Annotated in this window: 18 protein-coding genes and 1 tRNA gene; 10 read left to right on the forward strand and 9 right to left on the reverse strand. The window is 74.0% G+C overall.

Annotation, left to right across the window (positions count from 1 at the left end; genetic code table 11):
• Positions 1 to 137 precede the first annotated feature (137 nt).
• The 6 genes from ACWFNE_RS01240 to ACWFNE_RS01265 all read left to right on the forward strand — a co-directional run bounded on the left by ACWFNE_RS01240 (position 138) and on the right by ACWFNE_RS01265 (position 8,301).
• Positions 138 to 2,618 carry a GH36-type glycosyl hydrolase domain-containing protein gene (locus tag ACWFNE_RS01240; RefSeq protein ID WP_452120637.1) on the forward strand — a complete coding sequence of 827 codons (2,481 nt, stop codon included), beginning with the start codon at positions 138 to 140 and terminating at the stop codon, positions 2,616 to 2,618.
• A 44-nt stretch (positions 2,619 to 2,662) separates the two neighbouring features.
• Positions 2,663 to 5,062 (forward strand): GH36-type glycosyl hydrolase domain-containing protein, encoded by a 2,400-nt coding sequence (locus ACWFNE_RS01245; protein ID WP_452120638.1) that lies wholly within the window; start codon positions 2,663 to 2,665, stop codon positions 5,060 to 5,062.
• 98 nt (positions 5,063 to 5,160) lie between these two features.
• Positions 5,161 to 6,333, forward strand: a complete 1,173-nt coding sequence (locus ACWFNE_RS01250) for an aldose epimerase family protein (RefSeq protein ID WP_452120639.1) — start codon at positions 5,161 to 5,163, stop codon at positions 6,331 to 6,333.
• A 113-nt stretch (positions 6,334 to 6,446) separates the two neighbouring features.
• A tRNA-Gly gene (locus ACWFNE_RS01255) sits at positions 6,447 to 6,517 on the forward strand.
• A 282-nt stretch (positions 6,518 to 6,799) separates the two neighbouring features.
• On the forward strand, positions 6,800 to 7,078 hold the full coding sequence (locus tag ACWFNE_RS01260; protein ID WP_452120640.1) for a helix-turn-helix domain-containing protein: 279 nt from the start codon (positions 6,800 to 6,802) through the stop codon (positions 7,076 to 7,078).
• Positions 7,075 to 8,301, forward strand: coding sequence for a type II toxin-antitoxin system HipA family toxin (locus ACWFNE_RS01265; protein ID WP_452120641.1), 1,227 nt, complete (start codon positions 7,075 to 7,077; stop codon positions 8,299 to 8,301). The genes ACWFNE_RS01260 and ACWFNE_RS01265 overlap by 4 nt, the downstream gene beginning before the upstream one ends.
• A 151-nt stretch (positions 8,302 to 8,452) precedes the next feature.
• Here the strand turns inward: ACWFNE_RS01265 and ACWFNE_RS01270 are convergent, their stop codons facing one another.
• On the reverse strand, positions 8,453 to 9,235 hold the full coding sequence (locus ACWFNE_RS01270; protein ID WP_452120642.1) for a hypothetical protein: 783 nt from the start codon (positions 9,233 to 9,235) through the stop codon (positions 8,453 to 8,455).
• Positions 9,236 to 9,393: 158 nt separating this feature from the next.
• Positions 9,394 to 10,560: a hypothetical protein gene (locus tag ACWFNE_RS01275; RefSeq protein WP_452120643.1), complete on the reverse strand. Its 1,167-nt coding sequence runs from the start codon at positions 10,558 to 10,560 to the stop codon at positions 9,394 to 9,396.
• A gap of 703 nt (positions 10,561 to 11,263) precedes the next feature.
• On the opposite strand from ACWFNE_RS01275, the gene ACWFNE_RS01280 reads away from it, so the two are divergent.
• Both ACWFNE_RS01280 and ACWFNE_RS01285 read left to right on the forward strand, forming a co-directional pair.
• Positions 11,264 to 12,883, forward strand: a complete 1,620-nt coding sequence (locus tag ACWFNE_RS01280) for a TROVE domain-containing protein (RefSeq protein ID WP_452120644.1) — start codon at positions 11,264 to 11,266, stop codon at positions 12,881 to 12,883.
• Complete coding sequence (locus ACWFNE_RS01285) at positions 12,873 to 13,172, forward strand: hypothetical protein (protein WP_452120645.1); 300 nt, start codon at positions 12,873 to 12,875, stop codon at positions 13,170 to 13,172. Before ACWFNE_RS01280 ends, ACWFNE_RS01285 begins: the two co-directional genes overlap by 11 nt.
• 7 nt (positions 13,173 to 13,179) lie before the next feature.
• Here the strand turns inward: ACWFNE_RS01285 and ACWFNE_RS01290 are convergent, their stop codons facing one another.
• The 3 genes from ACWFNE_RS01290 to ACWFNE_RS01300 form a co-directional block, all read right to left on the reverse strand.
• A complete protein-coding gene (locus ACWFNE_RS01290) occupies positions 13,180 to 14,220 on the reverse strand; it encodes an NAD(P)-dependent alcohol dehydrogenase (RefSeq protein ID WP_452120646.1) in 1,041 nt (346 codons plus the stop codon).
• A gap of 124 nt (positions 14,221 to 14,344) precedes the next feature.
• Positions 14,345 to 15,238, reverse strand: coding sequence for a helix-turn-helix transcriptional regulator (locus ACWFNE_RS01295; protein ID WP_452120647.1), 894 nt, complete (start codon positions 15,236 to 15,238; stop codon positions 14,345 to 14,347).
• 83 nt (positions 15,239 to 15,321) lie between these two features.
• A complete protein-coding gene (locus tag ACWFNE_RS01300) occupies positions 15,322 to 15,861 on the reverse strand; it encodes an AAA family ATPase (RefSeq protein ID WP_452120648.1) in 540 nt (179 codons plus the stop codon).
• Between the two features lie 55 nt (positions 15,862 to 15,916).
• Between ACWFNE_RS01300 and ACWFNE_RS01305 the strand changes: the two genes are divergently transcribed.
• A complete protein-coding gene (locus ACWFNE_RS01305; protein WP_452120649.1) occupies positions 15,917 to 16,852 on the forward strand; it encodes a phosphotransferase enzyme family protein in 936 nt (311 codons plus the stop codon).
• A gap of 106 nt (positions 16,853 to 16,958) precedes the next feature.
• On the opposite strand, the gene ACWFNE_RS01310 is transcribed toward ACWFNE_RS01305, so the two are convergent.
• The gene (locus tag ACWFNE_RS01310; RefSeq protein ID WP_452120650.1) at positions 16,959 to 18,131 is read right to left on the reverse strand and encodes an aminotransferase class I/II-fold pyridoxal phosphate-dependent enzyme; all 1,173 of its coding nucleotides are present in this window, start codon (positions 18,129 to 18,131) and stop codon (positions 16,959 to 16,961) included.
• 193 nt (positions 18,132 to 18,324) lie between these two features.
• Positions 18,325 to 18,756: a hemerythrin domain-containing protein gene (locus tag ACWFNE_RS01315; RefSeq protein ID WP_452120651.1), complete on the reverse strand. Its 432-nt coding sequence runs from the start codon at positions 18,754 to 18,756 to the stop codon at positions 18,325 to 18,327.
• A 354-nt stretch (positions 18,757 to 19,110) separates the two neighbouring features.
• On the opposite strand from ACWFNE_RS01315, the gene ACWFNE_RS01320 reads away from it, so the two are divergent.
• A complete protein-coding gene (locus tag ACWFNE_RS01320) occupies positions 19,111 to 19,530 on the forward strand; it encodes a hypothetical protein (protein WP_452120652.1) in 420 nt (139 codons plus the stop codon).
• 100 nt (positions 19,531 to 19,630) lie between these two features.
• Here ACWFNE_RS01320 and ACWFNE_RS01325 read toward each other — a convergent pair whose 3' ends face one another.
• Together ACWFNE_RS01325 and ACWFNE_RS01330 are read right to left on the reverse strand one after the other, a co-directional pair.
• Positions 19,631 to 20,659 carry a hypothetical protein gene (locus tag ACWFNE_RS01325; protein ID WP_452120653.1) on the reverse strand — a complete coding sequence of 343 codons (1,029 nt, stop codon included), beginning with the start codon at positions 20,657 to 20,659 and terminating at the stop codon, positions 19,631 to 19,633.
• Complete coding sequence (locus tag ACWFNE_RS01330) at positions 20,656 to 21,198, reverse strand: SigE family RNA polymerase sigma factor (RefSeq protein ID WP_452120654.1); 543 nt, start codon at positions 21,196 to 21,198, stop codon at positions 20,656 to 20,658. Before ACWFNE_RS01330 ends, ACWFNE_RS01325 begins: the two co-directional genes overlap by 4 nt.
• Positions 21,199 to 21,230: the final 32 nt, after the last annotated feature.

Consider the following 21,230-nt stretch of genomic DNA (forward strand, 5'->3'; position numbering starts at 1 on the left):
GGCGGCGGCTATGCTTCCTCCCGTGAGGTCGCATGGGAGCGCTCTCGCACCGACGTCACGCCGATCCCGACCGCCACCGCGAAGCCGCGGCGCGCACCCGGGGGCGGAGCGACACCCAGCACCCGAGAGGCGCACGCATGCGTTACGGCCACTTCGACGACGAGTCCCGTGAGTACGTCATCACGACCCCCCACACGCCTTACCCGTGGATCAACTACCTCGGGTCGGAGCAGTTCTTCTCGCTCCTGTCGCACCAGTCGGGCGGGTACTCGTTCTACCGCGACGCCAAGATGCGGCGCCTGACGCGCTACCGCTACAACAACATCCCGACCGACGCGGGCGGGCGCTACTTCTACGTCAACGACGGCGGCGACGTGTGGACCCCGTCGTGGATGCCGGTCAAGGCCGAGCTCGACCACTTCGAGGCCCGGCACGGCCTCGGCTACTCGACGATCACCGGCGAGCGGAACGGCCTGTCGGTCCAGACCCTGTTCTTCGTCCCGCTCGGCGAGAACGCCGAGGTGCAGAAGGTCACGCTGACCAACACCTCCGCCGCCGCGAAGACCGTCTCGCTCTTCTCGTTCGTCGAGTTCTGCCTGTGGAACGCCCAGGACGACCAGACGAACTACCAGCGCAACCTCTCGATCGGCGAGGTCGAGGTCGAGGCCGACGGCCCGACGGGCACCGCGATCTACCACAAGACCGAGTACCGCGAGCGCCGCGACCACTACGCCGTCTACGGCGTCAACGCGAAGGCCACGGGCTTCGACACCGACCGCGACACGTTCGTGGGCGCCTACAACGGGCTCGGCGAGGCGGCCGTGCCGTTCGCCGGGAAGTCGGAGAACTCGGTCGCCTCGGGCTGGTACCCGATCGGCTCGCACTCGCTCGAGGTCACGCTCGAGCCGGGCGCCTCGACGTCGTACACGTTCGTGCTCGGGTACCTCGAGAACCCGCAGGACGAGAAGTGGGCCGACGACGACCTGCAGGTCGTCAACAAGAAGGGCGCCCACGAGCTGCTCGCGCGGTTCGCGACCGAGGAGCAGACCGACGCCGCGTTCGAGGCGCTCCGCGCGCACTGGACGACGCTGCTGTCCGGCTACTCGGTGTCCAGCACCGACGAGAAGCTCGACCGCATGGTCAACGTGTGGAACCAGTACCAGTGCATGGTCACGTTCAACATGTCCCGCTCGGCGTCGTACTTCGAGACGGGGATCGGCCGCGGGATGGGCTTCCGCGACTCCAACCAGGACCTCCTCGGGTTCGTGCACCTCATCCCCGAGCGCGCCCGCGAGCGCATCCTCGACATCGCCGCGACGCAGTTCCCCGACGGGTCGGCGTACCACCAGTACCAGCCGCTCACGAAGCGCGGGAACAACGACATCGGCTCGGGCTTCAACGACGACCCGCTGTGGCTCATCGCCGGCGTCGCCGCGTACATCAAGGAGTCGGGCGACTTCTCGATCCTCGACGAGCAGGTCCCGTTCGACAACGACGAGTCGCTCGCCGAGCCGCTGTTCGAGCACCTGACCCGCTCGTTCCGGTTCACGGTCGAGAACCGCGGCCCGCACGGCCTGCCGCTCATCGGGCGGGCCGACTGGAACGACTGCCTCAATCTCAACTGCTTCTCGACCGAGCCCGGCGAGTCCTTCCAGACGACCGAGAACCAGGCGGGCGGCGTTGCGGAGTCCGTGTTCATCGCGGCGCAGTTCGTCCTCTACGGCGCCGAGTACGCCGAGCTGGCCGAGCGCCGGGGCCTGACCGACGTCGCCGCCGAGGCACGTGCCGCGGTCGAGGAGATGCGGGCTGCGGTCCTGTCCCACGGCTGGGACGGCGACTGGTTCCTGCGGGCGTACGACTTCTACGGCAACAAGATCGGCACCGACGAGAAGCCCGAGGGCAAGATCTGGATCGAGCCGCAGGGGTTCGCCGTCATGGCGGGCATCGGCGTCGAGGGCACGGACCCGACCACGCCCGAGGCGAAGGGCAGCCCGGCGATCAAGGCGCTCGACGCGGTCAACGAGCACCTCGCGACCGACCACGGCATGGTCCTCCAGCACCCCGCGTACACGAGCTACCAGATCGAGCTCGGCGAGGTCTCCACGTACCCGCCCGGGTACAAGGAGAACGGCGGGATCTTCTGCCACAACAACCCGTGGGTCATCATCGGCGAGACGGTCGTGGGTCGCGGCGCGCAGGCGTTCGACTACTACAAGCGGATCACCCCGGCGTACCGCGAGGACATCTCCGACGTGCACAAGCTCGAGCCGTACGTGTACGCGCAGATGATCGCGGGCAAGGAGGCCGTGCGGCACGGTGAGGCCAAGAACTCGTGGCTCACCGGCACCGCCGCGTGGAACTTCGTGGCGGTCAGCCAGTACCTGCTCGGGGTCCGCCCCGGGTACGACGGGCTCGTCGTCGACCCGCAGATCGGCCCCGACGTCCCGGAGTTCACCGTGACCCGGGCGGCGCGCGGCGCGACGTACGAGATCCACGTGACGAACTCCGGCACCCCCGGCGCCCGCGGCACGCTCGTCGTCGACGGCGCGCCCGTCGAGGGCAACACCGTCCCCTACGCCCCGGCCGGGTCCACCGTCCGGGTCGAGGTCACCGTCTGACCCCCCGGGGTCACCCGACGGTGCGGTAGGAGGACACTGCGACGATGCGGTACGGCTACTTCGACGACGACGCGTGCGAGTACGTCCTCACGCGCCCGGACACGCCGCGGTCCTGGAGCAACTACCTGGGGTCGCGGCTCTACGGGGGCATCGTCACGCAGAACGCGGGCGGCTTCTCGTTCTTCCGGTCGGGAGGGACGGGCCGGCTGCTGCGGATGCGCTTCAACGGCGTGCCGCAGGACGAGCCGGGCCGGTTCGTCTACCTGCGCGACGACGCCGACGGGGCCTTCTGGTCCGCGTCGTGGCAGCCGGTCGGCACGCCGCTCGAGGGACCGGACCCGTACGTCGCCCGGGTGCGGCACGGGCTCGGCTACTCGGTGTTCGAGTCCGACCACCGCGGGATCCACACCGAGATGACGACGTTCGTGCCGCAGGGCCAGGCGTTCGAGCACTGGTCCGTCGAGGTCACGAACACGGGGACGACGCCGCGCACGATCTCGCTGTTCTCGTACGCCGAGCTGGCGAACGAGTGGAGCCACCAGCAGGACCTGCTGAACCTCCAGTACAGCCAGTACGTCGTGCGCGCGTCGTACTCCGACGGCTTCATCCACCGCCGCAACTCGACGCGCGACGTGTTCAGCGAGTGCTGGTTCACGGTGACGGGCGCCGACGTCGTGTCGTTCGACACCGACCGCGACCTGTTCCTGGGCCCGTACCGCACGCCGCGCGACCCGGTCGCCGTCGTGCGGGGCAGGTGCTCGGGGAGCGAGACGGTCGGCGACAACGCGTGCGCGTCGCTGCACGTGCGCGTCGAGCTCGCGCCCGGCGAGACCCGTCAGGTCGTCTACACGCTCGGCGTCGGCTCGCCCGACGCCGAGTGGGGCGACGGCACGGTGACCGTGCGGCCCGGGCGCGAGTCGGTCGCGGAGTTCGCGACGCCCGAGCGGATCGCGACCGAGCTCGCCGCGATCCGCGCCGAGTGGGCCGGGCACCTCGCGCCGCTGCAGGTCAGCACGCCGGACCCGCAGCTGGACTCGATGGTCAACGTCTGGCACGCCTACCAGACCCACATGACGTTCAGCTGGTCGCGCGGGGTGTCGCTCATCGAGACCGGCGGCCGCGACGGCCTCGGCTACCGCGACACGGCGCAGGACATCCTCTCGGTGGTCCACTCGATCCCCGAGGCCGCCCGCGAGCGCCTCGACCTGCTGCTCACCGGCCAGACGGCGGAGGGCGGCGCGCTGCCGCTCATCAAGCCGCTCACGCACACGCCCGGCAAGGAGCCGACCCCGGCGCTCGAGGACTACCGCAGCGACGACGCCCTGTGGCTGCCGCTGTCCGTGGCGGCGCTCGTCGACGAGACCGGCGACACGTCCTACCTCGACACGGTGCTCCCCTACGCCGACGCCGGCGAGGACACCGTGCTGGGCCACCTCGTGCAGGCGCTGCGGTTCTCGCTCGAGCACCGCGGCGCGCACGGCCTGGTCCAGGGCCTCGACGCCGACTGGAACGACTGCATCCAGTTCGGCACCGAGGGCGAGTCGATGTTCTCGACGTTCCTGCTGGCCAACGGCCTGCGCCAGGTCGGCGAGCTCGCCTCGCTCCTCGAGCGCACCGAGGTCGTCGCGTGGTGCGCCGAGCAGCTCGAGCTGCTGCTCGAGGACGCCGAGAAGGCGTGGGACGGCGGCTGGTACATCCGCGGGATCTCCGCGGTCGGCGCGCCGCTGGGCACCGCGACCGCCGACGAGGGCCGCATCTACCTCGAGCCGAACGTGTGGGCGGTGATCTCGGGGGTCGCGAACCCGGGCCGCGCGCGCCAGGCGATGGACTCGGTGCACGAGCACCTCGCTTCCGAGCACGGCATCGCGCTGTGCGACCCGCCGCACACCAAGCCCATCGAGGGCATCGGCCTGTCGCTGCTCGTGTTCCCGCCCGGGCACAAGGAGAACGGCGGCATCTTCTGCCACGCGAACTCGTGGGCCGTCGTCGCCGAGGCGATGCTCGGCCGCGGCGACCGCGCGTACGAGTACTACCGGGCGTACCTGCCGGCGCGGTACGAGGACGACGCCGAGACCCACCAGGTCGAGCCGTACGTGTACAGCCAGTTCACGCACGGCCCCGCGTCGCCGCGCTTCGGCCAGTCCCGCAACCCGTGGCTCACCGGGACCGCGAGCTGGACGTACGTGGCCGTGACGCAGCACCTGCTCGGTGTCCGGCCCACCGCCGCGGGCCTGCGCGTCGACCCGTCGATCCCGTCCGCGTGGGACGGCTTCGAGGTGCGGCGCCGGTTCCGCGGGCGCGACGTGACGGTCCGGGTCACGAACCCCGACCACGTGTGCAGCGGCGTGGCCCGGCTCACGGTCGACGGGACCGCGGTCGAGGGCGACGTGGCACCCGAGTGCCTGCTGCTGGACGGGTCGGTCGTCGACGTGGTGCTCGGATGAGCGTCACGACCAACAGGTCTCCTGCGCGCACCGCGGGGGCAGAGGGCACTGCGACGACGGGGACCGTCCCGTCGCCGACGACGAGCCGGGGGGCCGACGTGACGACCACGACGAGCACGAGCACGAGCACGCACGACACGGTGCCGGCCACGAGCCTGCTCACGGCGCTCACCGAGCCCGAGCCGGCCCCGCTGCCCGTCGACCCGCGCGTCGTCACGCTGCGCTCCGGCACATGGGAGCTCGGCGTGCTGCCCGGCACCGGCGGGTCGCTCGCGTTCGGCCGGGTGCTCGTCGACGGGCAGTGGCTCGACCTGCTCCGCCCCGCGCGCCCGACCGTCTACGGCGCCCCGGAGAAGTGCGCGAGCTTCCCGCTCGTGCCGTGGTCCAACCGCATCCGCGACGGGGTCCTGCGCTTCCGGGGCCGTACGTGGACGCTCGCGCACAACGCCGCCGACGGCACCGCGATGCACGGCGCCGTCGCGTACTACACGTGGCGCGTCGTCGACCGGACCGCTGCCCGCGTCGAGCTCGAGCTCGACACCCGGGACCTCGTCGGCGTGAACTTCCCGTGGCGGTTCCGCTCGCGCCTCGTCTACGAGCTCGACGGCGCGGACCTGCGCGTCACGACGACGGTCGAGAACGTCGACACCGAGCCGTTCCCCGCCGGCTTCGGGCACCACCCGTACTTCCAGCGCCGCCTCACGCCGGCCGCGTACACGACGCCGCCCAGCGTGGCGGAGGAGGCCCTGGCTGCTGCGGTCGCCGAGGGTGACGCCGCCGGCGAGCTCCGGACCGGCACGGACGGCGCTCCCCTGCCCGGCGCACCGTCCGCTGTCGAGTCGTCGGGCACCGGGTCCGCGTCCGGCTCCGACGCCGTCCTGCACGTCCCCGCCGAGCGCGGCTACGCGCTCGAGTCCGCGATGGCGGTCGCGCCCGCCGGGGCGGTCCGGGCGCGCGCCGACTACCGGGAGCCGCGCCCGCTCGGCACCGCGTTCGTCGACGACGTCCTCACCGGCCTGCGCCCGGGCGAGCCCGTGCGCTGGACGTACCCGGACCACGGCGTCGAGGTCCGGCTCGGCATGGACCCCGTCTACTCGCACCTCGTGGTGTACCTGCCGCGGCGTCGCACGCACTTCGCGGTCGAGCCCGTGACGAACGTCAACGACGGCTTCGCGCTGCACGACGCGGGCGTCGAGGGCACCGGGGTCTTCGTGCTCGAGCCCGGCGAGTCGCGGTCCGGGACGTTCACCGTGTCCGTCGGGCGGACCTGACCGGCGGGTGCCGCGCGCGGCCCGGACCGGGGATTCGACGGAACGGGCTGCGTCGGTATGATGGGGCGCGCGCTGGCGCAGGGGCCTCTCCGGAGGGCTCGATCCAGCGCAGCGCGGGTGTAGTTCAGTGGTAGAACTTCAGCTTCCCAAGCTGATAGCGCGAGTTCGATTCTCGTCACCCGCTCCCAGCATCACCGCAGGTCATCACGACACACGCTCCCTGTCAGACTGCTCACAACGCGCCTGCGGGCACGGAGGCGCCGCGGCGCGCCGGAGTGACGTGCACAGCGCCGGGTCGAGCGGTCCGCCGCGACCGTCGACGCTGCCCTGCTGCTCGCCAGCCTCACCACCCGAACACCGCCGGCCACGTCCCCGGGGAATCCAGACCAGCACAGCAACAACGGGTCCTGAATCACATCTGAGTCATACCCATCGGGTAGCGCTATGAATCAGATACGATGCACAGATGACGGACGCCCGAGATGACTCAGAAACGATGCGTCGCCGGTACTACCGCGCACGCACCACCCGAGCCCTCGCGGACGCCGTCCGAGCGGTGCGGACCGCCAGCGGGAAGAGCCAGACCGGCCTCGCCGAGCTGATCGGCTCCTCCCGCCCGACCATCTCGCGGATGGAACGCGGGCAGCCGACCGCCACCGGCACGGTCGTCGACGCGCTCACCGCCTGTGGGTACGAGCTCGTCGTGGTCCCTCGTGGCTCCCTGGTCACCGTGGTACCCGCGTGACCTCCACCCTGCACGTCTGGCTGCGCGGGCAGTCTCTCGCCGAGCTCGACCAGCTCCGCAACGGACGGCTGCGTCTGCGGTACTCCGCCGAGATCCTCGACACCTACGGCGTCGGCGCACGACCACTGAGCCTGTCACTGCCCCTGACGGACACACGCGTTCACGGTGACCGGCTCGAGCGGTTCCTCGACAACCTCCTGCCCGAGGGCAGCGCGCGAGGCGCCCTCGAGCGCGAGCACCGGCTGCGCCCCGGAGACACCTTCGGGCTGCTCACCCACATCGGTCGCGAGTGCGCCGGTGCGATCCAGCTCACGGTGGACCCCGAACCGCCGGGTCAGGGGCGCCTGGTCGAGCTCAGCGAGGACGAGGTCAACCAGGTCGTCGCCCAGCTCCCCACGCTGGATCCCCCACCCGGACAGGTCGTCAGCGCCTCCCTCGGTGGCATCCAGGCCAAGGTGCTCCTCACCCGGACGGCGACCGGCTGGGCGTGGCCGGCGGACGGGGCTGTGTCCACCCACATCATCAAGCCTGAGCCGACCTCGGACATCGCCGTGCCCGACCTCGTCCGGTGGGAGGAGTGGGCGCTGCGGCTGGCTCGGACGGCCGCCCTGCGAGCCGCGCGCGCCGAGCTCGCCGACTTCGACGGGCGTCTGGCACTGGTCGTCGAGCGGTTCGACCGGCACGAGGGCAAGCGCACCCACCAGGAGGACTTCACGCAGGCGCTGGGGATCTCCGCGCGCGACAAGTACGAGACGACGACCTCCGAGCAGCGCTTGACAAGCGTCGCGCGAGCAGCCGGCGCGGAAGCGGTCGAGCCCGACGAGCTCGCACGGGACCTGCTGGCCCAGGTGACGTTCAACCTGCTCGTCGGCAACGGGGACGCTCACTCCAAAAACTACTCCCTGTCGATCAGCCAGGCCGCGACATACTCCATGTCGCCGCTGTACGACGTGGCGCCGGTCTTCCTGCTGAACCAGGTCTTCCAGAACTTCGGGCACAACCTCGACGGACAAGGGCGCCTGCGATACCTGACGGCGACTCACCTGCGCGACGAGGCCGGCGCCTGGCGGCTGCGCGACGAGGTGGTCGCAGAGACGATCGCCTCGGTCGCGACCCGGGTGCGTGACGCCCTGCCCGCGTGCACGGCCGACGGCATCGACGTCGAGAAGGTAGCGGCGCTCGTCGACGAACGCGCCGCAGCCGCCCTGCAGGTGGTGACCTGACCGCGCCCGGCCTCGCCATGAGCCCGGACGTCGCGGCCGCGGTAGGCATCGATGTGGGCCTGCCCCGACGGCGTCGGCGTGGTGGACGCCCGGCCTGACCCGCCGGGCGGGCCCCGTCCAGCGGCCCGCCCGGCGGCTCTCCCCGCAGCCGCTACGGGATGCGCACCGTCATCGTCGCCCGCCCCACGTCGCGGGTCTCCGGGAACCCGGTCCCGCGCCAGTCGCTCTCCGTGTACGCGGCGACGCCACAGCGGTAGGCGTAGGACGTGGGCAGGGCCACCGGGATGACCCAGGTCTGGCCGCGTGCCGGCGGCGGGCCGATCCACTCGTCGGTCCCGAACGAGCCGGTCGGCAGCGTCCCCGGCACGGGCTCCCCGTTCAGGAGGCGCTGCACGGCGACGCACGACGCCGTCACGAACTGGGTCCCGACCGGCCACGACGTGAGCGCGAGCTCCGCTCCCCCCTGGGCGGCCGGCGTCCAGCTCCCACGCAGCCCTGTCCCGCCGGTCTCCACGACGCGGAACGTCTCGACGGCGAGGGGCGCGCCGGACCCGTCGAGCGCGGTGACCGTGCACAGGTAGACCCGGCCGACCGTCGACATGGGGTCCGCAGCGCGGTGCCAGTCCACGCTCCACGCGCCGCCCCCGACGTAGCTCGCGGCGAGATAGGCCTCCCCCTGCATCTGGTTCGCTGGGTGCACGTCGGAGGTGGCGTTGCAGGCAGGCCGCGCCCCACGCTCGCCCGTCGCGGTGCCGGCCGGCATCGCGCCCAGCCGGAGCTCGACGTGCTCGGTCCGGGTGGTGTCCGTGACCCGCTCCGTGACCTGGCCGGTGACCTCGATGCCGGACGGCGTCCCGGACAGGCGGCGCAGGTACGCCCCGATCAGCGGCGCGGGATCCTGGCCGGCGGGGACCGGGAGGTACGCGCCGCCCATGGAGTCGGCGATCTCCGCGATCTGGTGGCCGAGGTACAGCGGTTCGAAGCCGACCCCGTCGACCCGGATGCCTTCGGAGCGCGCGAGCGTCGTCGTGTCGCCCCCCGGGGACGAGCAGCCGCCGCCGCGGTCGGCGATCTTCCGCGACGCGCGAGGCGCTACGGGTTCACCTTCGCGTCGAGGTCGTCCTTGACGTCGGTCTCGATCCGCAGCGCGTCGGCCTCGCCCTCGAGGTCCACGTACGTGGCGGCGATCGCGGCGTTCGCGGCGGCAGCCGTGTCGCGGACGGCGGTCTCGGCGGCCGCGGGCGCGGGCCGCTTGGCGCCGGCGAGCTTCTTCCACGCGGTCAGGAAACCCGTCAGCGCGGCGTCGACCTGCTCGAGCTGGGTGCGCAGGGCGGCCTCCACGGCCGTCGGTCGCGGGAGTGCCTTGAGCCGGTCGACGTGCGGGCGCACGCCCTTCGACTGCCACGTGGTGAGGATCGCGACGTGGGACCCGGCCGCGCGCACGGTGGCCTTGCCGTCGCCGACCTTGCCGAGGACCTCGACGGCCGCCGAGTGGTCGACGAGGAACTCCAGGAACTCCTTGTGGACGCCGTACATCACGTCGAACATGCGCCGGGCGTGCGCCGTCTGGTCGGCGTCGAGCGCAGCGGGGAACGTGGCCTTCTTGACGGCTTGGACGACCTTTGTCGGCATCTTCGTGGCGGCGGCGATCTGCGGGACCGTCCTCCGCTGCGCGAGCTGGTCCCGGATGACCAGCACGTCCTGGTCGGCGTGGCGTGCCTCGTGGTAGATCGTGCCGACGATCTCGGTGACCTCGTCGATCGTCAGGTCGCCCAGGAGCCTCGGCGCCGGCGTGCGGGCGCTGAACGCCGCCGTGTTGATCTTGACCGTCCAGATCCGGGAGTCGAAGACCCCGAGCGCCCCCGATCCGCCGACGAAGGTCCACGCGATCTGCGGGACCTTGAGCGTCGTGAGCTCGGCCCGGACCTTCGTCAGGAGCGCCGTCGCGAAGGCCTTGAGCGTCAGGTCCTTGCGCGACGTCCAGAGCCGGTACGCCTCCGCGACGTACGGGCCCTGCGACGTCGGCAGGTCGAGACCGTAGGGGGCGCGCTGGACGACCGGCGCCGCGGTCCGGACCGGCGGCCCGGCACGCACGAGCCTGCGCGCGACGCGGTTGCCGGCGGTGCGCTGGATCCCGAGGACCGCCGCGCGGCTGACGTGCCCGTGCACGGGCGCAGCGACGGCGGGGCGACCCGTGCCCCGCGCGGGGCGGCGGTCGTCGGCGGGCTCACGGGCTGTGTCGATGCGGTGCTGTCGCACGGTGGGACCTTCCGGCTGACCCTCTCGGGGAGCAGAGAACGGCGACCGCGCCAGGATACGTCCGGGGGCAGGAATCCCCATGGACCTCGCGTCGGCCCCCGGCCACACTGGTTCCCGGCCCGGGCGGGCCGACGGTCGTCGATCACCGGATCCGGGAGTCGAGGGTTCGATCCCCTCCGCCGCTCAGCGGCGTAGCTCAGACTGGTAGAGAGCGCCGGACAACCTCGGCGACCCCCATCCCGCCCGCCCGGGCCTCGGATAATCCCTGGTCACGCGCTGTGTAGACCCCTACCGTCGTGTTCGACAACAGAACACGGGAAGGTTCGGGTGGGCCGGCGGCTGTCGGTTACCACAGGGTTGCGGGTTCGAGTCCCGTCGCTGCCCTCGGGTGGCGTAGCTCAACGGCAGAGCGTCCGGCGTCACTCACACGCCCACCCGAACCTCCCGACGAGCGGGCCGAACGGCCCTCGGTTACCTGGTAGACGGCAGTACGGGTTCGACTCCCGGCCCCCCGGGGCACTGCCCGGCGGCGCGAGCCGCCGTCCCGGGGGCCACCCCCACGCCCGCTCACCCACCACGACGACGGTGGCGGGCCGGCGCGGGTCGGTTACCCCTCTCACGGATGACCCCGGCACGCCGGGTCACACCCGGCCCGCACACCACGCCCGCCACCGCCGTCGACCACCGAGAAGAGGAACCACCCATGGACGTCCTGCGCACGCTCGGCCTGCGGCGCACGCCGCAGAGCGAGCGCGCCGACCCCCGCCAGGTGCCCAACAGCGCCGGCGGCCACACCTTCGTGCTCGACGACGACGCCGCGCGCCTGCGCCGCTTCCTGACGCTCGGCGTCGACGGCGGCTCGTACTACGCCGCTCCGCGCGAGCTCGCGCGGGAGAACGCCGAGGTCGTCGGCCGGATGGCCCGCGAGGACCCCGAGACGCTCGTGCGGACGATCGTCGACGTGTCGACGCGCGGCGCCGCCCCGAAGCAGGACGCGGCGCTGTTCGCGCTCGCGTACGCGGCGTCGGTCCCCGAGTCGGCGCAGCTCGCGCTCGCGGCGCTGCCCCAGGTGGCGCGCACGGGGACGCACCTGTTCCTGTTCGCGGGGTACGTCGAGACGTTCCGCGGGTGGGGCCGGGGGCTGCGGCGCGCGGTCGGTGGCTGGTACACGGCAAAGGACGCCGACGCCCTGGCCTACCAGGTCGTCAAGTACCGGCAGCGTGAGGGCTGGTCGCACCGCGACCTTCTCCGGCTGGCGCACCCGCAGGCGGTCACGCCGGAGCTGCGGGCGACGTTCGAGTGGGTCGTGCGGGGCACGGTGGGCGACGCGACGCCCGCGCTCGTCGAGGGGTTCGTCGCGGCGCAGTCCGCCACGGACGCCGCCGCGTGGGCCGCGCTGGTCCGCCGGCACCGGCTCTCGTGGGAGATGCTGCCCGACGCGGCGCTCGGCGAGACGGCGGTGTGGGACGCGCTGCTCGACGTGGGCGTGCCCCAGACGGCGCTGATGCGTCAGCTCCCGCGGCTGACCCGGCTCGGGATGCTGCCGGGCCTCGGCGGGCGGACTGGCGACGTCGTCGCGCAGCTCGTCGACCCGGACCGGCTGCGGTCGGCACGCGTGCACCCGGTGAACGTGCTCGTGGCGCAGCGGACGTACGCGTCGGGTCGCTCGGCGCGCGGCGCCGGGACGTGGACGCCGACGCAGGCCGTCGTCGACGCGCTCGACACCGCGTTCTACCGCGCCTTCGGTGCGGTCGAGCCGTCGGGCACGCGGACCCTGCTCGCGGTCGACGTGTCCGGGTCGATGGGTGTGCCGATCTCGGGGATGCCGGTGACGGCCCGTGAGGCGTCGGCGGCGCTCGCGCTCGTGCAGCTCGCGACGGAGCCGTCGGCCACGGCGGTCGGCTTCACCACGGCCGACGGGGGCGCTGCGTCGTGGGGTGGCCGGGACTGGCACCGCTCCGCGCTGCGGCCGCTCGCGATCTCGCCGCGGCAGCGCCTCGACGACGCCCTGCGCGTGGTCGACGCGATGCCGATGTCGGGCACCGACTGCGCGCTGCCCATGGTCTGGGCGCGTGAGCAGGGGCTCGAGGTCGACACGTTCGTCGTGTACACGGACAACGAGACGTGGGCGGGGAAGGTGCACCCGCACCAGGCGCTCGCCGAGTACCGGCGCGCGTCGGGCATCGCGGCGAAGCTCGTCGTCGTCGGCATGACGGCGAGCGAGTTCACGATCGCGGACCCGGGCGACCCGGGGATGCTCGACGTCGTCGGGTTCGACGGCGCGGTGCCCTCGCTCGTCACGGAGTTCGCGCGTGGGCTCTGAGGGACCGCATCCGCCCGCCAGGGCGGCCAGGGGCGGCACCGGTGACGGTGCCGCCCCTCGGCGCGCGCGGGCAGCGGGCACCTCGGACGCGCGGGCCGGCCGTGCGCGCGAGCTCCACCGCAAGGCCGCCGAGGCCGACGAGCTCGCGGCCCGCTACCGCGCCGAGCGCGACCGGCTGATCCTCCAGCTCCGCGCCGAGGACCCGGAGCGGTGGACGTACACCGCGATCGCCGCGGTGCTGGGCTGCAGCCGCGAGCTCGTCGCCCTCGTCGTGCGGCGCGGGCGCTGACGCCCGGTCAGGCGAGCGTCGCCGTGTCGATCACGAAGCGGTAGCGCACGTCGGACGCCAGGACCCGCTCGTACGCCTCGTTGATCCGGTCGGCCGAGATGAGCTCGATGTCCGCGCCCAGACCGTGCTCGGCGCAGAAGTCGAGCATCTCCTGGGTCTGGCGGATGCCGCCGATCATCGACCCCGCGTACGAGCGCCGGTTCGCCAGGAGCGAGAACACGTTGACGCTCATCGGCTCCGCGGGGGCGCCGACGTTGACGAGGGTCCCGTCGACCGCGAGCAGCCCGAGGTAGGCGTTGACGTCGATGCGCGCGCTGACGGTGTTGACGATGAGGTCGAACTCCCCCGCGAGGTCCTCGAACGTCGCCGCGTCGCTCGTCGCGAAGTAGCGGTCGGCACCGAGACGCAGCCCGTCCTCCTGCTTCTTGAGCGACTGGGACAGCACCGTGACCTCGGCGCCCATGGCGTGCGCGAGCTTGACGGCCATGTGCCCGAGCCCGCCGAGACCGACGACGGCGACCTTCTTGCCCGGGCCCGCACCCCAGTGGCGCAGCGGCGAGAAGGTGGTGATGCCCGCGCACAGGAGCGGCGCGGCGGCGGCGAGGTCGATGCCCTCGGGCACGCTCAGCACGTAGTCCGCGTCGACGACGACGTGCGTCGAGTAGCCGCCCTGCGTCACGGTGCCGTCGCGGTCGGTCGCACCGTACGTGCCGACCATGCCCTCGAGGCAGTACTGCTCCTCGCCCTTGCGGCAGTTCACGCACGCGCCGCACGAGCTGACCATGCAGCCGACGCCGACACGGTCGCCGACGCGGTGGCGCGTCACGTCCGCCCCGACCTCGGCGACGGTCCCGACGATCTCGTGGCCGGGGACCAGCGGGTACTGCTGCGGGCCCCAGTCGCCGCGCACGGTGTGGATGTCGGAGTGGCAGATGCCGGCGAACGCGACGGCGATGAGGACGTCGTTCGGCCCGACGGCCCGGCGCTCGATGGTGGTGGGCTCGAGCGGCTCGGAGGCGGCCGGGGCGGCGTAGGCGTGCACGCGCATGGGTGTGTCCTTCGGTTCGGGTGGGGTTCGGGACGAGTCTTCATCACACCCCCCGGGCCGGCGCGGCGGGAGTCCCTGCCGAGGGGTGTACTGCGAGGGCACCCCTCGCGGACCGAGCGGCGGCTCAGGTCTCCTGGCGCGCGTCGAGCCCGAGGCGCTCGAGCTGCTCGGTGCGCCCCCACGACGCCAGCAGGCGCAGCCGCTCCGCCGACGCGGACCCCGGCTCGGCGGTGTAGACGAGCAGGACGTGCCCGGGCTCCGCGGTGATCGCCAGCTCCTCGTACGCGAGCACGAGCGGGCCGACCACCGGGTGCGTGAAGTGCTTGGTGCCCGAGCCGTGCGTCCGGACGTCGTGGGCGGCCCACAGGCGCCGGAAGGTGTCGCTGCGGGTCGACAGCTCGCCGACGAGGTCCTGCAGCCCGCGGTCGTGCGGGTCGCGGCCCGCCTCGGAGCGCATGACCCCCACGCACATCTGCGCGAACCGGTCCCAGTCCGGGTAGAAGTCACGCGACGCGGGGTCGAGGAACTGGAACCGCGCGAGGTTCGGCGTGCGCCCGCCGTCCCCGATCACCGGGGAGTAGAACGCCCGCCCGAGCGCGTTGGTCGCGAGCAGGTCCTGCCGGGGGTTCCGGACGAACGCGACGCCGTCGGTGATCGCGTCGAGCGCCCACTGCAGGCTCGTGCGCGTGCCGGCCTGCTTCGCGGGACGCCGCCGCGGCCGCCCCGACGTCGGGATCCCGTCGGCCGTGCGGGCCAGGTCCAGCAGGTGCGCGCGCTCGGTGTCGTCGAGCTGGAGCGCGCGGGCGACCGCGTCGAGCACCGACGCCGACGCACCGGCGATCGCGCCCCGTTCGAGCTTCGCGTAGTACTCGACACTCACGCCGGCCAGCGCGGCGACCTCGGTGCGGCGCAGCCCCGCGACCCGCCGGTTGCCGCCGCCCACGAGGCCCGCCTGGTCCGGCGTCACCTTCGCGCGGCGCGAGACGAGGAACTCGCGGACCTCGGATCGGTTGTCCATGCCGTCAGGCTAGGTCGGGCCGCGCGGCCGAGGGAGACCCTGCGGGTACACCTCTCGCCGGCAGCTGCGGCGGGCTCCCCGCGTCACGGGACCGACGGGGGCCAGCGTCGACGCCGCCACTCGTCCCACGTGGCGCAGCCGGCCGGCGGGTCGTCGAGCGGCTCGGTGCCGTCGACCTCGCCCGGCGTGGGGACGTCGAAGGCGACCGCCCACGCGCTGAGCTCCGCGTCGGACATGGGCCACGTCGTGTGCGGCTCCTCCGCGTGGCGCCGGTCGAGCCGTCGGCGCTGCTCCTCGACCGTGAGCGCGAGGTACCGCACCTGCGCGACCGCACCGACGTCGGCCGCGGCGCGCCGCAGGGCGGAGCGCTCGTCGCGGGACCACAGCCCGAAGTCGAGGACGACGTGAACGCCGAGCGTGAGCGCGCGCAGCGCGACCTCGACGAGCCGCCCCTCGATCACGTCCGTCGCGGACGGCGGGTTCGCCTGCCCGTACAGCGCCTTGACCCACTCGTCCTTCGTCAGGCGCAGCGCGTGCTCCTCGGCCTCCAGGCGCCGGGCCTCGGTCGTCTTCCCGGTGCCCGGCAGCCCGACCATGAGGAACAGGGTGGGTCGCGTCGTCATCCCGCCATCGTCGCGGGTCTGGCGCCCGGCGGGCCGCCGTGCTGGGGTTGTGGGCGTGGAGGCGGCCGCGATCGCACGACGGTTCGGCCTCGGCCGCGCGGTCGCGCTGTCGGACGGGCCCGTGGCGCGAGGCAAGCAGGGTGCGGTGTGGCGCCTCTCGACGTCCGACGGGGTCTGGGCGGTCAAGGTCCCGCGCGAGGCACCCACGGAGACCGAGATCGAGCTCGCCGCCCGGGCGCAGGAGGCCGCGCACCGCGCCGGGGTGCCGACGCCGGAGGTGCGGCGCACGCCCCAGGGTGAGGTGCTGGCCGACGTCGGCGGCGCCCGGGTCCGCGTGTACGGGTGGGTCGACCTGCTCCCGCCCGACGCGCGGCTCGACCCCGCGCTGGTCGGCAGCACGCTCGGCCTGCTCCACCGCGTCGCGGCGCCGCACCCCGGCCCCGTGCACCCCTGGTACACCGAGCCGGTCGGCGCCGCGGGCTGGGACCGGCTCGTCGCCGAGCTCCGCGACGCGGGTGCTCCGTTCGCCGAGCGGCTCGCGGCGCTGCGCGACGAGCTCGTCGCCCTCGAGGCGTGGATCGAGCCGCCCGGCGAGCTGCGCGTGTGCCACTGCGACCTGTGGGCGGACAACGTGCTGCCGGCCGCGGGCGAGGGGCTGTGCGTCATCGACTGGGAGAACGCCGGGCCGGCGGACCCCCGCCACGAGCTCGCGTGCGTGCTGTTCGAGTTCGCGCGCGACGACCCCGGCCGGGCGCGGGCGCTGCAGGACGCCTACGCCGACGCGGGAGGTCCGGCCCGGCTCACGGGCACCGGCGACCTCACGATGCTGGTCGCGCAGCTCGGGCACATCACGCAGGCCGCCGCGACCGACTGGCTGACGCCGAACGCCCGCTCCCCCGAACGGGCCGACGCGGCGGCGTGGGTGGGCGAGGTGCTCGACGACCCGCACACCCGGGTGCGGCTGCGGGAGCTGCTCGACGCGGTGCGGTGACGCGGGAGGGACCGCGCGCCGTCCCCCGCGGTGCGCCGGTCGGCGGCTGGGTCCGCCACCGGGACCACGGAGCCGCGCCACCGGCGCCGCAGGTCCGCGCCGCGGCTCAGCCGACCCGTGCCCCGACCTCGCGCAGCACCGGCAGCGCCCGGTCGAGCATCGCCGACGTCGCCGTGAGGCTGATCCGGAAGTGCCGCGGCCGCCCGAACACCGTGCCCGGCAGCACGTAGACCCCGCGCTCCGCGAGCGCCGCCGTGAACGCCGCCGCGTCCGCGCCGGGCGCCTCGCCCCACAGGTAGAACGTGCCCTCGGGGACCGTGAGCGCGTACCCGGCCTCCCCGAGCGCGGCGACGGCCCGGTCGCGGCGCCCCTGCAGCGCGGCGACGTCGATCGACACCGTCTCCAGGGCCGGCGCCGCGTACTGCATGAGCGCGTCCGGGAACCCCCAGCCGAGCGCGAGCTGCAGCGGCAGGATCGCGTCGCGTAGCTCGTCGCGCACCGCGGCCGGGATCAGCGGGGACAGCGCGAGGTAACCGAGGCGCTGGCCGGGCGCGAGGAGCACCTTGCCGTAGGAGTAGTCGACGAGCGTCCACGGGTAGAGCTCCGCGGGGCTCGTGAAGGCGATGCCGTCGAACCGGATGCGCCGGTACGGCTCGTCGGACAGCAGCCAGATCCGCCGGCCGTGCCGCGCCGACGCCTCGTCGAGCACCATCGCGAGCTCCGCGAGCCGCTGACGTGCGTAGACGCGGCCGGTCGGGTTGGCCGGGGAGTTCACGACGACGATCCGCGTCCGCGGGGTGATCGCACGGGCGACCGCCTCGACGTCGAGGTCGAAGGTGCCCTCGGCGAGGGAGGCGCGCACGGGGAGCATGTCGGCGGCGCGCAGCATCGGGGCGTAGAACCAGCCGGGCTCGGGGACCACGACCTCGTCGCCGGCGTCGGCGACCAGCCGGAACGCGAGGGCGATCGCACCGAACGCGCCCTGCGTCATCGTGATGTCGGCCGCTGCGAAACCGAGCCCGAGCTCGGCACGCAGCCCCGCGGCGACCGCCTCCTGCGCCGGCGCGAGGCTCGTCTTGTACGCGAACCAGTCCACGGCGCGGGGTTCGAGGTTCGCCCGGATCGCGTCGACGAGCGCCGGGAGCGGCATCTCGTGCGGGTCGCCGAACGTGAGGTCGACGACGTCCGGCTGCCCGTCCATCGCCCGCAGCGACAGGAAGAACGACGTCACCGGCTCGATCGCGTCGCCCGCCGCCCGGGCCCGGTCCGACAGCTCCATCTCGACGCGCCTCCTCACCGGTCGGCCGCGCGCTCGCGGTCCCGACCATGATCGGTCGCGGGGTGCCGGGCGTCACCGGAACGGGAGGCCGGGCGAGGGGTGCCGCCCCAAGGGGAGGACCCGGGGCCGGCCCCGGTCGCACCGGCCCCGAGGGCTCCCCGCGCGGTGGGCGGGCCTCGGGACGCCGTCGCGGTCAGCCGAGCGGCCCGAACACCTCCGCGGGGGACACACCGTCGTCGAGCACCCCGTCGAGCACGTCGAGCAGCCGGCGCTCCTCGTAGCGGAAGTGCGTCGTCATGACCGCCTCGACACCGTCGAGGTGCCGCAGCTTCTCCTCGGTGCTCGCGTCGAGCCGGATCGCCTCCGTGAGCCCGCCGAGCAGGTGCTCGATCATGTGGTGGTCCTGGACGAGCTGCGCGACGACGGGCGCGAGGTCCGGGTGCTGCTCCGTGAGTCGCGGGAACAGGGCGGTGTCCTCGCTGCGGTGGTGGCCGCTCAGCGCAGCGCAGAAGCCCCAGCAGTAGAGCAGCGGGTCGGTCGCCGGGGCGTCGGGAGAGTCGGCGTCCTCGAGCTGGTCGCGGGCGAGCTCGAGGGCCTCGCGCAGGCGCACGTGCACCCGGCGCATCTCGTCGGCCCACGCCCGGACGCGCGCGCTCGGGCGGGTCGCGGGGTCCGGGGCTGCGCCGGGGCTCGGCCGCGGGCCGGGGTCCGGCCGCGGGGTGGGGCTCGGTCGTAGGGTGGGGCTCGGTCGTGGGCTGGGGCTCGGCCGCGGGCTGGGCATGGGCGTCGGGCGGGGTCGGTCGGCAGGGTCGTGCGCGAGCTCGGTGATGGGGGTCGTCCTCCGGGGTCGGCGCCTCCATGCCTGACGCAGACCGCCACCGGCACGCGACGCTGCGGACGACCGTAGCGGGACACCGGCGTCACGTGGCACCCCTGCCGGGAACGCCGCTGCGGTCGACGGCCGCCGTACGGTACGTCCGTGACCCGAGCCGACGACCCGTCCGACCTCGCGCACCTGTACGGCGGGGTCCTGGTCGGGGTCGCCCGGCTCGCGTGGCACGAGGCCGGTGGGACGCCCGATCCGACGGTCGGCCCCCTGCACCTGGAGCTCGCGCAGGACGGTGGGCTCGTCGTCGACACCCGGAGCGACTGGACGGTCGGCTGGTCGCGGACGAGCGGCGGCGACGCGTGGGTGGCGCCGTACCGCTATGACGTCGACGGCAGCCGGTGGGTGCTCCGCGACGCGTCCGCCGAGCCGGCCTTCCGCGCGTTCGTCGGCTCGCGGGTGGTCGGCGTCGGACTGCTGCGGGACGCCGTCGGCCAGCTCGTGGGGCTCGATGTCACCTTCCCCGCCGGGCGGCTCCGGGCCCGGATGCGGGCCGGGGACCTAGCCGTCTGACCGGCGACGCCGCGGCCGGCTGGTAGGCGCCGGACCGTGCGCTCCGAGCGAGGATCCTGGGCGCGCGAGCCCGAGGTCGGCGCCCGGCGCCCCACCCTCCTCAGGACGCCCCGAGCTCGACCCCGGACTCCGTCAGGTACGCCCGCGCCTTCACCAGCGCGGCCTGCTGCACGGGCCGCAGCGCCTCAAGGTACGGGCGCGCCCGCTCGATGTAGGCGAGCTGCGCGGCCGCGTCGATCTCCGCGAGGCGCGGCACCACGTCGAGCTGCTCCTTGCACGCGACGTCGAGGAGCCCGACCCGCACCTGCTCGTCGAGCGGGGCGTCGAGCACGCCGACCGGCACCATCACGCCGTCGTCGACCGGGGGCGTCGCCACCCCCTGCTCCGCGAGGCACGCCGCCCACTCGGCCGCGACGGTGCGGCCCGCGTCGGTCCGCAGCGCCGATGTCCAGCCCTCGGGGGCGAGGGACTCGAAGCCGGACGGGTCGTACGTCAGCCCCGCGTCGAGCGCGGCGCCGTGGCACGCGCGCGACGCCGCGAAGAACTCCTCGGGCGGCGGTGGACGGTTGCCGCCGGTCCCCTGGTCGTCGGACGTCTCCACGAGGTCCTGGTACCCGCGCGCCTCGACGTCGGCGCGGACCCAGACCCCGTAGTCGACGAGACCCCGTCGCACCGGCCGCAGCCCGCTGAACGACGAGTGCTCGCCGTACCCGGCGGCCTCCAGGCAGCGGTCCGCGGAGTGCTCGGCCGCGGCGACGAGGACCGCCTGGTCGGCCGCGTCGATCAGCCAGTCGTCGAGCGGGAGCCGGACCGTGCCCGCGTCGAGGTCGACCACCGGGTACGCGGGGACCGCGCCCGCAGTCGGGTCCGCCGCGGACGGCGACGAGGACGGCGTCGGCCCCGCGGGAGTCGGCCCCGCGGGCAGCGCCGCCTGCCCCGGCCCGGGCAGCGCCGAGACGCCCAGGGCCACCGCGACCACGAGCACGAGCGTCCCGACCGTCGCCCCGCCGGCCCGGGCGAGTCGGCGCCGCCGGCCCGAGACGAGCACCGCCCGGTGGTCGACGGTGACCCGCGGCGCCGTCGCTGCGACGTCACGCAGGTGGCGGGTGAACGCGTCGTCGGTGCTCATCGCTGCTCCTCGAGGTGTCCGGGCTCCGTGGCCTCGCCGAGCAGCACGCGGAGCTGCCCGAGCCCGCGCGCCGCCGTCGACTTCACCGTGCCGACCGAGATGTTCAGGTCGTCCGCGACCTCCCGCTCCGAGAGGTCCATGAGGTAGCGCAGGACGACGACGCGGCGGCGCTGCGGGCTGAGCCGGGCCAGCGCCCGGGCGAGGGCGTCGCGCTCGGCGTGCACGTGCGCGGTCGCGTCGGCCCCGTGCCCGACGGCTCGCCCGGGGAGCTCGTCGGGCGGGAGGAGGACCTCGCCGTGGTGCTTGCGCCACGTGTCGATGCGCAGGTTCGTCAGCACCCGGCGGGCGTACGCGAGCGGGTCGCCGCGCCGGGCGCGCGGCCACGCGACGTAGGTGCGGACGAGCGCGTGCTGGACGAGCTCCTCGGCGCGGTGCACGTCACCGCACAGCAGCCAGGCCATGCGCCCGAGCAGCGGCTCGGCCTCGGCCATGAAGGCCGTGAACTCGTGGTCCCGACCGGCGCCTGACACGCCGGTCACCGCGCACACCGCGGCGACCTCACCTGCGTGCG

Source organism: Cellulomonas sp. NPDC055163, from assembly GCF_053607065.1.

Coding starts and splice junctions, on each gene's coding strand:
- ACWFNE_RS01240 (WP_452120637.1), top strand. CDS start 138: ATGCGTTACGGCCACTTCGACGACGAGTCCCGTGAGTACGTCATCACG.
- ACWFNE_RS01280 (WP_452120644.1), top strand. CDS start 11,264: ATGGACGTCCTGCGCACGCTCGGCCTGCGGCGCACGCCGCAGAGCGAG.
- ACWFNE_RS01315 (WP_452120651.1), bottom strand. CDS start 18,756: ATGCGCCGGGTGCACGTGCGCCTGCGCGAGGCCCTCGAGCTCGCCCGC.
- ACWFNE_RS01295 (WP_452120647.1), bottom strand. CDS start 15,238: ATGGACAACCGATCCGAGGTCCGCGAGTTCCTCGTCTCGCGCCGCGCG.
- ACWFNE_RS01245 (WP_452120638.1), top strand. CDS start 2,663: ATGCGGTACGGCTACTTCGACGACGACGCGTGCGAGTACGTCCTCACG.
- ACWFNE_RS01310 (WP_452120650.1), bottom strand. CDS start 18,131: ATGGAGCTGTCGGACCGGGCCCGGGCGGCGGGCGACGCGATCGAGCCG.
- ACWFNE_RS01260 (WP_452120640.1), top strand. CDS start 6,800: ATGACGGACGCCCGAGATGACTCAGAAACGATGCGTCGCCGGTACTAC.
- ACWFNE_RS01270 (WP_452120642.1), bottom strand. CDS start 9,235: ATGGGCGGCGCGTACCTCCCGGTCCCCGCCGGCCAGGATCCCGCGCCG.
- ACWFNE_RS01290 (WP_452120646.1), bottom strand. CDS start 14,220: ATGCGCGTGCACGCCTACGCCGCCCCGGCCGCCTCCGAGCCGCTCGAG.
- ACWFNE_RS01325 (WP_452120653.1), bottom strand. CDS start 20,659: ATGAGCACCGACGACGCGTTCACCCGCCACCTGCGTGACGTCGCAGCG.
- ACWFNE_RS01300 (WP_452120648.1), bottom strand. CDS start 15,861: ATGACGACGCGACCCACCCTGTTCCTCATGGTCGGGCTGCCGGGCACC.